The organism is Opitutia bacterium ISCC 52, from assembly GCA_014529675.2.
GTDB lineage: Bacteria > Verrucomicrobiota > Verrucomicrobiia > Opitutales > UBA2995 > UBA2995.
Genome location: CP076040.1, coordinates 2,092,014 through 2,104,711 on the forward strand (window position 1 = coordinate 2,092,014; position 12,698 = coordinate 2,104,711).

Genomic DNA, 12,698 nt, shown 5'->3' on the forward strand with positions numbered 1-12,698 from the left:
GGCTGTTAAATTACGATGATTATTACTGAGGTAGATTCGATAAAATGTAAACAAATAGAAGTAGACTTTTCGCGGGGGGTTGCGCAACTAAGATTTCTCCTTTTTTTGTAAAAGCATGATCTTTCTTGTCGACAACGGTTCAGTCCGGGCAGATGCCTATCGAAATCTGCGCTCCATTGCATCCCATTTGTCGGGATCTATCAATAAGCTGGTGACACCTGCGCCACTCTTACACGCAGACAAGATTCCTGAAAAGGATCTTATAAATGAAAAAGTTACTTTGCTAGAATCAGCAATCAAGGAAGCTTACTCGTTTGGGGAAAGATCATTTGAGATCCTACCTCTTTTCTTCGGGCCCTCGGGTGCCCTTACGGACTACTTGCCTCGCCGCCTTCACAGCCTCCGGAAGCATTGTCCTAATATGAAAGTACGGATTCTGAATCCCTTGTATGTGTCTTCCGAAAATGGGGGTATAAGCCTGGCTTCCATCCTCAAAGAAAGGGTCGTAAACATTCAAAAGAAGCATGGGCTCAAAACCTTTAACGTCGTCCTGGTGGATCATGGCAGCCCTCGGCAGGAGGTTACGAAAGTTCGAAATGTTGTGGCTCAACTTCTAGAGCAACAGTTTGGCGAAGAACTTAATCAGCTTATCGCTGCCTCTATGGAACGTAGACCAGGCAAGCAGTATGCCTTTAATGAACCATTGCTGGAACAAGCTTTGAAATCATTGGGTGACCCATCTCATCCAATCATTCTGGCACCAATGTTTTTTTCTCCAGGGCGCCATGCAGGGCCCGATGGAGACATTGCCGCTATTTGCCTGACTAGTGCTTTAGAAAACCCGGCACTCCGAATCCATAAAACGGAATTGATTGGATCTCATCCCTTATTAATTGAGATACTAGCGAATCGATGGAGGGAACGCGAACAACTGCCTTGGCTGGATCTTTAGTCAAAGACAGGCGTATTTTCGACCATTCCCATGTCTACTGCATATCGCGTAAGTGCAGCAGCATTATGAAGGTCTAGTTTACGCATCATATTGGTTCGGTGATTCTCAGCTGTTTTAACACTGATGCTCATCTTTTCAGCAATCTGCCGAGTGCTGAGTCCCTCTGCAATCAGCTGAAGCGTTTCTCTCTCACGCGCAGTAAGAACATCATTTCCTCGCCGAGAGTTTGCTTCCTCCAATGCTTGCTCAAGGATACGTGTATTGTCTTCGCCAAAGCAGGTGCCGCCATCTGATACAATATTCATGGCATCCTTCAAGGCATCTAAGGTGGCGGACTTTTCGACAAATCCATGAGCTCCGGAGAGCATGCAGCTCTTCAAAAGATTTTCATTCTTGTAACCGCTAAATACTAATACCCGTGTTTTGCGCAGGTGACGACTAAAGCGCTTAAGCACTTCGATACCGTTCAATCCGGGGAGCATGATATCTAGTATGACTAGATCAGGTTTTTGCTCCAGGCAGAGAGTATAGGCATCTTGCCCGTCTCCAGCATCACCAACCATACTAAATTCGGGAATGGACTCTACTAGCTGACAAATCATTTGCCGCACTGCTGTGTGGTCTTCGATAACTACTACTCGTTTCATGAGGGATAAAGCAGAATTTCGGGGAGGATTGGCCTTATACTACTGGGGGAGGCGTTGTTTAACTCAATCTTATAGAATGAATATTTAATAAATTTAACTATTTACATTACCATCCATCTTCTGCTTTGGCAAGCCGTTCAGGTGTGAATAGAGAAAAACGTAATATTTGAGACCCGATAATGAGTATCATAAGCGCCATTGTTGCGGCTATTTCCCAGCCGACGATTTTGAGGATGGGAGTGCCAATTCCCGTAATTGCAGCAATCGAACCCGCGAAAGCAATATTCCCCATCGACGAGAGTGTTCCGGTTCTTATGCGATCCTGGGGGAGGTATACTCGCCAGAAGGCCATGCCAAAACAACGATCCGAAAGGCTCAGCATCAGTAATGAAGCTCCAATGCCCCATAGAGGTAGTGGTGTGAAAACGAGAAATGCCAAAAAGAAAAAGGTTCCGGTAATCCCCAGGTAAAACGTTTTTGGTGGCCCCATTTTAGCAAGAATAGGCACGCTTGCCCAACTTCCCAAAATCTCACCGATACCAAATACTAAAATCAGAATGGCGCGTTGAGAGGTATCTAAACCATAAGTTTCAAAGAGCCAAAGACTGGTAAATACAAACACAGTCCCTCCCGCCATCCTGATTAAGAAAAAGCCAATGAGACCACACAATATTCCCGGAAGCCTCAGAGTAGCGTAATAGTGATGTAGGGGATTAAGTGAACCTCCCTGTTGTTTAGGGGATGGTTTGCGTGAAGTGAATGAATATAAAAGAAGAGGGAGTAAGATGATCAATCCCAGCATGAGGAAGGTAGAAGTCCAACCGATCCAATCCACTAGCTCCATAACTAGAGGTAACCCAAGCACCAGACTGTAGGCTCTGGTACCGGCCATTAATCCAATTGCGGTACTAAAGTGTTCTTTAGGAACTTCATGGATGAGTCCTGACCATAAATTGACGGTTAACATTCCTCCACAAAAACCTGCAGCCAATCGAAATACCAAGGCTGCAGAGAAGTTTTTGAAGATGGCGAATCCTACGCAGGCCACAGCAAAAAAACATGCAGCGGTGATAATTAATTTATAACGTTTGAGCACATCACCTAGAGGACCGAAGAAGAATGTACTAACTATGAACCCCAGGTTGTAGACAGTTACCAGTTGAGCTCCCTGAACTATACTAACTCCTTCGTAAATCCTAGCGATTTCAGGAAGCAACGCAGCAAGACATGCATCGATCAGCCAAATGACCATGAGAAAACCAATACAAGCGAATGTAAATAGCCATGCTCTTATAATGCTTGGGTTTTCGTTCGTTTCGCTCATCAATTAGTTTCAAATCTGTTACCCCGAATCAGGAAGGCAACTTGTGATTCGCCAAAGACATCGTGTGGGATACTGGTTCGATTTGGAAAGTAAATGAACGAAGGCTGTTCGATATCCGTCGCAGTGGATCCGCGACTACATAAAGTGAAACATAAAACTATCTATTAAATAGTTAGAGGGAGTAGGTCTTTCCTGGGTTCGACTTAAATTGATTTAAGCCATGATCAATATCCAGGATATGGAGAATTATTATGAGAGTCCGGATAGCAAAAACGGCGAACATTAAGCCCGTGAGCTTAAGCCGCCGTTGAATGCCGTTTCTGTGGTAGACCGGCGGGGACTTGAACCCCGAACCAAGTGCTTAAAAGGCACCTGCTCTACCGATTGAGCTACCGATCCATGTATTCCACAAAAGCCTCACAATTAAGTGAGAAAGCAGGGAAAGAAACGGCGAGCAGTAGGTCATGTCAACGCCATTTTGGGAAATAGTTTCTAGTCTTTTTGTAAACGGTGGGCTGAGGAATTCTAGGGAATTTTTGAACGCCCGAACGGTTCTAATATCTAAGACAGTATCTGAATTATTCAATTTTTAACCCGCAAAATTGTTAAAACCTGAAACCGAACCTCATTCAAGGGGTTATTATTTAAGGGGGCGTAAACCCTGAATTCCATATCTCGCCAAGGAACAAACCTTCAATCAACCTTTCCAACCCAAGAACAAGATGACAAATAAAGCACAAGAAGTAGCCATTGACCGTTTACTCGTAGAAAAGTTTAAAAACGGCGATGAGGATGCATTTACTGAAATAGTATCTCGCTACTGGGATCGTATTTACTCCCGCGTCCACCAATTGCTTAAAAATAAGCAGGATGCCGAAGAAGTGACTCAGGATGCCTTTGTAAGGGCACATAGAGGTCTCGAGAAATTCCGTGGAGACAGTGCCTTCTCGACCTGGTTATTTCAAATCGCTACAAATTTAGCTCACAATAAATACTGGTACTGGTTTCGACGAAAACGGAGTGAATCCATCTCCCTGGAGCAGAGCCTATGCGATGACGGGGATTTTAGCATGATTGATATTTGTCCGGTTGAGGGGCAAACACCAAGCGAAGCAACGGTAACGCAAGAATTTGTTGATAAAGTTGCTGAAAATATGAAAGATCTTTCGGAAAAGCATCACGAAATACTGGTGATGAGAAACGTGAAGAATATGTCGTATGATGAAATAGCCTCCGAATTGGACCTATCTATTGGTACGGTTAAGAGTCGTATTGCTCGTGCTCGCATGAGTTTGCGCGAAAAAATGGGTAAAGATTTTCAATGACGGATGATGTTTTCGAAGACCTCGTAAACCTATATCTGGACAAAGAAATTAGCCCAGCACAGCTCCGGATACTCAAAGAGGAGCTGCTGCGCAATTCGGATAGACGGTCTACCTTCGAAAGCTATTGCCGAATGCACCAGGCAACACATTTCGCTGCACTCAGTGCTGCGCCGGTGATTCCTCGCCTCCATTCAAATCTAGAACCTGGAAAGGGAAAACCCGCATTTTTCGCTCTCAGCAGGCAAGTATTTGCCGCTGCGACAATCATAGCCGTAGTAGGGTCTTTCGCTACGATTTATTTCAATGGACCATTTGGTAAGTCGCGTATTGTTCAAGTTTCTCAGAGCAATTTGCAGCCCATCGAAAGATTTGCTCAGCCAGCTGAGCCTTTCATTACACAACCAACTTTGGAGTTTTTTCGCGCGGATAATCAGAGTGCAGCGGAAGAGTGGGCTTATTTGCAGGAATTGCGCCATGCGAGAGCTACACCTGAGTTTCAATCATCTCAGGAACCTGCCTTGTATACTTGGGTTGATGGCGAGATTCGTGAAAAGAAGAAAACCGTAAATCCTGGACCGGCCTTCGAATTCGAGTACTCAAACTATGAGTTTCGGCGGTAGGGCCGTGTCAGCATTAGGAATTTAAAGCCGTCTTGATAATTTCCTCAACCGTAGCTGCTGGCCCCAATTTCGCAATGGCTCGATTAATTGACTTGTCAGCCTCGGTAGTTTTGTAACCCAAAGCAGTGAGCGCAGCGATAGCGTCCTGGAATTTGGTCATACCTTCATCGTCAATGGCTGCTGTTTCACTAGAAGGTATAGAGGGTGAGGCGGGAGTGGAGCCAAAGCCTTTCCCTACTTTATCTCTCAATTCAATAATTAGCCTTTCGGCGGTTTTTTTTCCTATGCCAGGGCATTGAGAAAGCAGTTTTGTATCGCCGCTGATTATGGCTGCTTCCAGCATTTTTGTACTGAGTTTACTAAATAGTGTGAGTGCCATTTTTGGCCCCACGCCTGAGACTTTCTCGACGAGTAGCTTGAAAAACTCTCTATCCTCGCGTTTCACGAACCCGTATAGGGATTGGGAATCATCACGATAGACTGCATAAGTATAGAGTTTAGCCTGATTACCTGGGGGAGGCAGTTTTTCGGCCGTGGTTATTGGAATATTGACCTCATAGCCCACACCTCCTGCCTCAATCACTACTTGAAGAAGGTGACTTTCAATGACTTTTCCTTTTAGGGAGGCGATCATAAGTTACTTCAGTCCCAAAACGTCCTGCATGTGGTAAATACCTGGCTTTTGAGACACTAACCATTCTCCTGCGTGGACGGCGCCACGCGCAAAAATCATACGATCGGATGCTTTATGGGTGAGTTCAAGTCGCTCTCCCAAAGTTGAAAATACAACCGTATGGTCACCTACCACATCTCCACCGCGCATGCTGTGAACTCCTATTTCACGATCGGTTCTTTCACCGATAATGCCTTCGCGGCCGTGAAGCAATTCATGGTCAGACCGTTGGCTAGCTGCTTTTACTCTCTCTAAGAGGTTCTCGGCAGTACCACTCGGTGCATCCTTTTTGTAGCGATGATGCATTTCAATGACCTCAACATCGTATTCGTTAGGAAGGATTTCTGATGCTTTTTGTGTCAAATAGAACAACAGGTTAACGCCTAATGAATAGTTTCCCGCCCAAACAGCAGCGGTCGATTCTAAAGCTTTAGTAATATCGGTTTTCTCTTTTTCGCTATGGCCTGTCGTACCAATGATTAAAGGAATCCCTTTTTGCCCCGCGCATTTCGCTAATTCAAGCGTGGCGGAGTGGTGACTAAAATCGATAGCTAGATCTGCACCGGTGATGGCATCTTTAACGCAATCCCCCAGATCAATTCCTGCAACGATAGTATGTCCACGTTCCTCTGCTGCTTGCTTCAATGCCAGGCCCATACGACCAAGCGACCCTTGGATTAGAATCTTTAAGCTCATCCCTGTAATCTCTCTTCCAGTTCTTTGACGGTCTTAGATATCAGCTGATAATTTGCATCGCTGATGGCGCATAACGGACGGCGTACATCTGCTGTATCTATAAGGTTCGCATCTCTCATCGCTGTTTTTACAGGAACAGGATTTGGCTCAACAAATAGATTAACAAATAAAGAGTATAATTGTTCATTGAGTGCAGATGCTCCAGCCATGTCATTTTCCATAGCGGCTCTGACCATATTTACTACTGGCTTGGGCACCAAGTTGGAGGCGACGGAAATCACACCTTTGGCTCCTACACTCATGAACGGTAAAGTTAAGCTATCATCACCACTAAGAATTGTCATGTCGTCGCCCAGAGCTTGGCGTATTTCGCATACTCTTTCTGTTTTTCCACCCGCTTCTTTGATGTAATTCACATGGGGATACTTCTCCCGAAGCCTGATCAATGTCTCTATGCCGATTTCGATTACACAACGGCCTGGAATTGAATACAAAACGATAGGCTTGTCTGTTTCCTCGGCAATGGCCCTAAAATACTGGAAGAGCCCTTCCTGGCTGGGTTTGTTGTAATAGGGGGTCACAACCAACATACCGTCTACACCTGCTTCATGGGCTGATTTAGTCATGGCAACCGCTTCCCGGGTGGAATTCGAGCCCGTTCCTGCGATCACGGGGACGCGGTTAGCTGCTTTATCTACCACACGTTGAACTACTTGCAGATGCTCTTCATGATTGAGGGTAGGGGATTCGCCCGTTGTTCCAACTGGTACCAAGCCCTGAATTCCTTCCTGAATCTGCCATTCGGTAAACGAAGCCAATCCTTCCCAGTCCACTTCCCCCTCCTTAAACGGGGTGACCATTGCCGTAAGGACGCCGTAAAAATTATCAGACATTGTGATTTCTGGTTAAATATCAACAGGGAGTAGGTTTTGTTTCACTGCAAGAATCAAGAAACTCTTTATATCTGCTGCGAAAGCAAGCTTCTTAACTCCTCTATCTTCCACCCAATTTATGAGCGCTGAAGAAATCATTAATAGCCTACTCAAACTTGCTGTCGAAAACGAGGCGAGTGATATCCATATCAAGTCCGACAAGCCTGGGATTTTACGCCTCAACGGTATTCTTCAGGAAGTAGACATGGAGCCTATCTCTGCTGCCGAAGCTAGAGATTTCATTACTGAAACGGTTCCATACAAGTTTAAGGATGACTGGGAACACGATGGTCAAATTGACTACAGCTATTCCATCACTGGAATTGGGCGTTTTCGTGTTAATGGTTTTTTTCAACGCGGAACGGTGAGTGTGGTTTTTCGTCATCTGAAGGATCAGGCTCCTACGTTTGACGAATTGAATATATCGAACGGGGAAGTATTAGAGAAACTTTGTAAGCTAAAGGACGGTGTCGTTTTAATCTGCGGAGCTACCGGGTCAGGTAAATCTTCTACTTTGGCTTCGATGATTAATTGGATTAATAATAATCTAAATCGTCACGTGGTAACGCTTGAGGATCCAATCGAATTTAATTTCGACGATCGGAAATCTGTATTCAACCAGAGAGAAATCGGCATTGATGCTCCTAGTTTTTCTCATGGCATGCGAGCTGTTCTGCGTCAGGATCCCGACATTATTCTTATTGGTGAGATGCGTGATAAGACCACCTTTGAAACAGCTCTATCGGCTGCTGAGACCGGACACCTAGTACTTTCCACACTTCACTCATCTGGTTCACAACAAGCAGTTCAACGTGTATTTGAGTTTTTCCCACCAGAACAACAGGTCATCTGCGACGTCAGATAGCCGGTTCATTAAAAGCTATTTGTACGCAGCGTTTGATTCCTAGCCTTGAAGGTGACAAGCGTTATCCTGCGATCGAAACCTTTGTCATAGACTCGTTAGGTAAAAACATCATTCAAGAAGGCCAGTTCGAAAAAATACCCGCGGTTGTCGAAGCAGGTAAGGAAAATGGTTCAAATACTTTCAATCAAAGCCTCTACGAACTCGTTCAAGAAGGATTGATAAGTAAAACTGACGCACTGAAGTTTTCTCCAAATCCAAAGGCTCTAGAGATGAACCTGAAGGGTATCTTCCTCAGTTCTGGAGGAATCGTTTCTTAAAGGCATCTGGCGGAAGTATATAGGGGTAGGGGACTTTTTTATTGATTGGTTCCCACAATTCTGATGCCTGATGTGCCCCATATGGAAACAGGACTCATTTTTTCAGGGCAAGGCGCTCAAAAAGTAGGTATGGGCAAATCTCTTTACGAGAGCAGTCCCATTGCGAAATCACTCTACGATCAAGCAAACGAAGTGCTAGGCTACGACTTTACGCAGGTCTGCTTCGAAGGACCGGAAGAAGATTTGACCAAGACAGACGTCTGTCAGCCTGCTTTGTATGTCCATGGATTAGCAGTCCATGCTCTTTGGAAAGAATCCAATCCTAGCAACCGACCCGTGTGTGCGTTGGGTCTAAGTCTGGGTGAATTGACTGCATTGGCAGCAGCTGGAGTTTACGACTTTGAAGTCGGCTTGAAGATAGTAGCTGAAAGAGGGCGACTCATGCAAATGGCCTGTGATCAGACCAATGGAGGCATGGCTAGTGTGCTAGGTGGTGAGAGAGAAGCCGTAAAGCAACTTGCAGCTGAATTCGACGTCGATATGGCCAATTTGAACTGTCCTGGCCAAATCGTGATTTCTGGAGAAGCTTCAAAAATAGCACAAGCTGTTGATGCCTTGAAGGATAGGGGTTTTAAACGCGTTCTTCCTCTAACGGTCGCGGGTGCGTATCACAGTCGTTTAATGGAGCCAGCTCGAGCAGCTTTTGAAGCCTATTTGGCTGATATCCCTTTTCGTGAACCCGAAATATCTGTGTATTCAAATGTTGATGCTGCAACAAGTGACTCTCCGGATGTCATTAAAGCCAATCTTGTTAAGCAGGTCGTTTCATCCGTGCTGTGGGAAGACTGTATGCTGAATGCTCGTTCTTCTTCAGGAGTGGATTCTTTTATTGAATGCGGAATGGGTGGGGTGCTCAAAGGTCTCGCCAAGCGTATTGACCATGAATTGGTGGTGACTTCTTTTCAGGATTTCTCTGATTTCGAGCAATCCTGATTCCCTGGGGAAAAGCCTTGCTTAGGCTCATTTTTTCGATCCAATTTCCACCTTCCATTCAAAGCTAGGAAAGCTTTGAGTGAAAGCGACTTCGCGCTATTTTATGCCGCCACTTTCTGACATCCGCAATTTTTGCATTATCGCCCATGTTGATCATGGGAAAACTACACTGTCTGATCGATTGCTCGAACATACCGAAACCGTTGTGCAGCGCGAGATGAAGGATCAGTTATTGGATTCAATGGATCTCGAACGGGAGAGGGGGATTACGATCAAATCACATCCTGTGAGTATGATCTACAAGTCCACGAGAGGTAAAGAATACCGATTTAACCTCATTGATACTCCGGGGCATGTTGATTTTTCTTATGAAGTATCTAGAAGTCTTGCAGCTGCAGAAGGCGCTTTGCTGCTTATTGATGCTGCACAAGGCGTAGAAGCTCAAACGGTTGCAAATGCTCATCTGGCTCTGTCTCAGGATTTGGCGATCATCCCGGTTATCAACAAAATCGATTTGCCGGGCGCTGATTTGGACCTCTGTTTACATCAACTGGAGGAAATCCTGGCTATACCTTCTGAAGAAGCGGTTTTAGCGAGTGCCAAAGAGGGGATTGGAATTGAAGAAATCCTGGAAGCTGTAGTGGATAGAGTTCCTCCACCTAGATTAGCAGATTACCCGCAAACACGTACCCTTGTTTTTGATTCAGTTTATGACTCCTATAAGGGAGTGATCTGCTACGTAAGAATGTTTTCCGGAACTTTGAAGCGCGGCGACAAGATACAGATGATGAGCGATGAGGTAAGAGCGGAAGTCAAAGAGGTTGGCATCTTTACGCCTCAGATGAAAGACGTGGATGAAATTACAGCGGGGAACTCCGGTTATGTTGTGACGAACATCAAAGCGGTGTCCGATATTAAGATTGGTGACACCATCACTTTGGAAAAGGATCCCGCCAAAGAAATGCTTCCTGGCTATCAAGAAGTGCGCCCCATGGTCTATAGTGGTATTTACCCAATTGATACTTCCGATTACCAAAAACTAAAAACAGGTATGGGCAAGTTGCGGCTGAATGACGCCGCGTTTACCTATCAGGCAGAGAGCTCAGTTGCTTTAGGATATGGGTTTCGTTGCGGATTTCTCGGATTACTTCATATGGAAATTGTCCAGGAACGTATCCGCCGTGAGTACAATTTAGACATCATAGCCACGTATCCAAGTGTTGTATACAAATTAAAGACTACGGATCATCAATTCCTGGAAGTCGACAATCCGGTAAATCTTCCAGATCCAGAGACGATTGACTATATGGAAGAACCTATGATCGAGGCTACGATCCATATACCCAGTGAGTTCATTGGGGACATTTTGGCTTTGGTCATGGATAAGCGCGGACTATGCGAGCATACGGAAACGCTAGATGAGGCTCGGCTAATGTTGACCTGCAGGCTGCCGCTCAACGAAGTATTGGTCGATTTCAACGACAAGCTTAAGAGTATCACAAAGGGGTACGGCTCAATGGATTATGAGTTCACCGACTATCAGCGATCAAAATTAGTGAAGCTAGATATTCTTGTTAACGGGGAACCTGTTGATGCCTTTTCGTCCATTGTTCATATAGATAAGGCGCCGAGTAAGGGGCGAGAACTGTGCAAGAAGTTGAAAGAAATTCTACCTCGCCAAATGTTTAAGATTCCCGTCCAGGCGAGCATTGGCGGTAAGGTAGTCGCACGGGAAACCTTAAGCGCATTTCGAAAGGATGTGACCGCCAAATGTTATGGAGGAGACATTACGCGAAAAAAGAAACTCCTAGAGAAGCAGAAAGAAGGAAAAAAGCGGATGAAACAGATCGGCAAAGTTTCCATCCCGCAAGAGGCATTCATTGATATCCTCAAAAATTCAAATTAAAGCTGCAGTATTTTTGATTATTTGAACATTTCACCGGTTTAACCCCAAACCACAGATACGGCTAAGTGAACGCATTTTTTAAAAAGAAGAATCATAAGAAGCTCAGGGAACAGGCAGAAAACTGGCTCCGCTTAGCAGAAAAAGTCTATCACTTCAGGAAAGACATTATTTCTGCGGAAAACATGAAAGATCTTCATGATACATCCTCGATCCTTAATAAGGCGTTAAAGAAAAAAGGGGATGAAGACTGGGGGAAAGTTCGTTTGGCTTCCGAAGAGCTGGAATCTGTACTCAAACGAAAAGAAGTAGGCGGCTATTTTTATCCACAAAGTTTTTGGGCAGAGAATGCCGAAATGTTCCTTGTAGCCGCTATTGTGGCTTTAGCTATACGAACCTTTTTTCTTCAACCTTTTAAGATCCCAACCAATTCCATGTTTCCTTCTTACAATGGAATGACTCATGAGGTTTACGAAGATGGATCTTCGCCCAGTAGCGCTGGAAACCTATTGCGCTTTTTATCCTGGGGCACACTTAGGAGAGATGTCGTAGCTCCAGATTCAGGAGAAGTCTTGGTGCCGGTCCGCAGTTTTGAGAGAGTTCCTGGTAGAAAATTCTTTTTGTTTCCAACGACTTTAAATGAATTCACAATTCGTGTAGGTGAAGAAGAGACGACCTTTACAGTTCCTGGAGAATTTTATCCATACGAAGCATTCAAGGATGCTTATTTTCCTGAAGATGATCGTGAATGGAGCGAATTGCTTCAGGATCCGAAAATACAGTCCAAAATTGTTAGGATTCGTGGAAGATTGTTTCTCCGCACAGGAAGAGAAGTTAAACAAGGAAAGTCGGCGCTGTCATTTGCAATTCATACCGGAGATGCGTTATTCGTAGATCGAATCTCATATCACTTCAAAAGACCTGACGTTGGCGAAGCGGTTGTTTTTAAAACGGAGAATATTCCTACGATTGAAAAACCAGATAAATATTACATCAAACGCCTGGTTGGAGTTCCTGGGGACGAGCTGCAAGTTAAAGCACCAAAACTATACAGAAATGGTGAATTGATAACTGGGGCTTCTGCATTTGAAAAGAATGCTACTCAGGAAGAAAAGTATCCTGGTTACTCATACAGAGGATTGAGTAGACAACATTATTTGAATAATCCTAATACAACTGTGACCATTCCAGAAGATTATTTCTTCGCTATGGGTGATAATTCACCGCACAGTTCTGATAGTCGTTACTGGGGGTTCGTTCCAAAAAGAGAAATGGTCGGCAAAGCGATGTTCATCTATTATCCCTTCACGCATCGCTGGGGTATCGCCAAATAGGCGAATATACTGTTTTTCAGGAAAATAAGTGGAATATAGCGAAATTATCTCAAGACGCACAATATATATTATGTCTAATATAGGGTTGGCGTCATTTCGCTGTGAAAATGATCCCCC

The 12,698-nt window shown here is 44.7% G+C and carries 11 protein-coding genes, 1 tRNA gene and 1 pseudogene; 7 read left to right on the plus strand and 6 right to left on the minus strand.

Features of this window, described 5'->3' with window-relative positions:
- Nucleotides 1–115 precede the first annotated feature (115 nt).
- Nucleotides 116–952: a cobalamin biosynthesis protein CbiX gene (locus tag GA003_08925; protein QXD30064.1), complete on the plus strand. Its 837-nt coding sequence runs from the start codon at nucleotides 116–118 to the stop codon at nucleotides 950–952.
- Here GA003_08925 and GA003_08930 read toward each other — a convergent pair.
- The 3 genes from GA003_08930 to GA003_08940 all read right to left on the minus strand — a co-directional run bounded on the left by GA003_08930 (nucleotide 949) and on the right by GA003_08940 (nucleotide 3,322).
- A complete protein-coding gene (locus GA003_08930; protein QXD30065.1) occupies nucleotides 949–1,599 on the minus strand; it encodes a response regulator transcription factor in 651 nt (216 codons plus the stop codon). The two genes, GA003_08925 and GA003_08930, sit on opposite strands and share 4 nt — an antisense overlap.
- Nucleotides 1,600–1,705: 106 nt before the next feature.
- Nucleotides 1,706–2,923: an MFS transporter gene (locus GA003_08935; protein ID QXD30066.1), complete on the minus strand. Its 1,218-nt coding sequence runs from the start codon at nucleotides 2,921–2,923 to the stop codon at nucleotides 1,706–1,708.
- 323 nt (nucleotides 2,924–3,246) lie between these two features.
- A tRNA-Lys gene (locus tag GA003_08940) sits at nucleotides 3,247–3,322 on the minus strand.
- Nucleotides 3,323–3,645: 323 nt separating this feature from the next.
- Between GA003_08940 and GA003_08945 the strand changes: the two genes are divergently transcribed.
- Together GA003_08945 and GA003_08950 are read left to right on the plus strand one after the other, a co-directional pair.
- On the plus strand, nucleotides 3,646–4,248 hold the full coding sequence (locus tag GA003_08945) for a sigma-70 family RNA polymerase sigma factor (protein ID QXD30067.1): 603 nt from the start codon (nucleotides 3,646–3,648) through the stop codon (nucleotides 4,246–4,248).
- Complete coding sequence (locus tag GA003_08950; GenBank protein QXD30068.1) at nucleotides 4,245–4,868, plus strand: hypothetical protein; 624 nt, start codon at nucleotides 4,245–4,247, stop codon at nucleotides 4,866–4,868. The genes GA003_08945 and GA003_08950 overlap by 4 nt, the downstream gene beginning before the upstream one ends.
- A gap of 13 nt (nucleotides 4,869–4,881) precedes the next feature.
- Here the strand turns inward: GA003_08950 and ruvA are convergent, their stop codons facing one another.
- Genes ruvA through dapA form a run of 3 tightly spaced genes read right to left on the minus strand, consistent with a single transcriptional unit; the run spans nucleotide 4,882 to nucleotide 7,130 of the window.
- Nucleotides 4,882–5,502, minus strand: a complete 621-nt coding sequence (ruvA, locus tag GA003_08955; protein ID QXD30069.1) for a Holliday junction branch migration protein RuvA — start codon at nucleotides 5,500–5,502, stop codon at nucleotides 4,882–4,884.
- 3 nt (nucleotides 5,503–5,505) lie between these two features.
- Nucleotides 5,506–6,237 (minus strand): 4-hydroxy-tetrahydrodipicolinate reductase, encoded by a 732-nt coding sequence (gene dapB / locus GA003_08960; protein ID QXD30070.1) that lies wholly within the window; start codon nucleotides 6,235–6,237, stop codon nucleotides 5,506–5,508.
- Nucleotides 6,234–7,130 carry a 4-hydroxy-tetrahydrodipicolinate synthase gene (gene dapA / locus GA003_08965; GenBank protein ID QXD30071.1) on the minus strand — a complete coding sequence of 299 codons (897 nt, stop codon included), beginning with the start codon at nucleotides 7,128–7,130 and terminating at the stop codon, nucleotides 6,234–6,236. Before dapA ends, dapB begins: the two co-directional genes overlap by 4 nt.
- Nucleotides 7,131–7,248: 118 nt before the next feature.
- On the opposite strand from dapA, the pseudogene GA003_08970 reads away from it, so the two are divergent.
- The 4 genes and pseudogenes from GA003_08970 to lepB all read left to right on the plus strand — a co-directional run bounded on the left by GA003_08970 (nucleotide 7,249) and on the right by lepB (nucleotide 12,581).
- A pseudogene (locus GA003_08970) lies at nucleotides 7,249–8,351 on the plus strand (PilT/PilU family type 4a pilus ATPase).
- 81 nt (nucleotides 8,352–8,432) lie between these two features.
- The gene (fabD, locus tag GA003_08975) at nucleotides 8,433–9,344 is read left to right on the plus strand and encodes an ACP S-malonyltransferase (protein ID QXD30385.1); all 912 of its coding nucleotides are present in this window, start codon (nucleotides 8,433–8,435) and stop codon (nucleotides 9,342–9,344) included.
- Between the two features lie 103 nt (nucleotides 9,345–9,447).
- Nucleotides 9,448–11,250, plus strand: a complete 1,803-nt coding sequence (lepA, locus tag GA003_08980; protein ID QXD30072.1) for a translation elongation factor 4 — start codon at nucleotides 9,448–9,450, stop codon at nucleotides 11,248–11,250.
- Nucleotides 11,251–11,315: 65 nt separating this feature from the next.
- On the plus strand, nucleotides 11,316–12,581 hold the full coding sequence (gene lepB, locus GA003_08985; GenBank protein QXD30073.1) for a signal peptidase I: 1,266 nt from the start codon (nucleotides 11,316–11,318) through the stop codon (nucleotides 12,579–12,581).
- The last annotated feature ends 117 nt before the right edge of the window (nucleotides 12,582–12,698 follow it).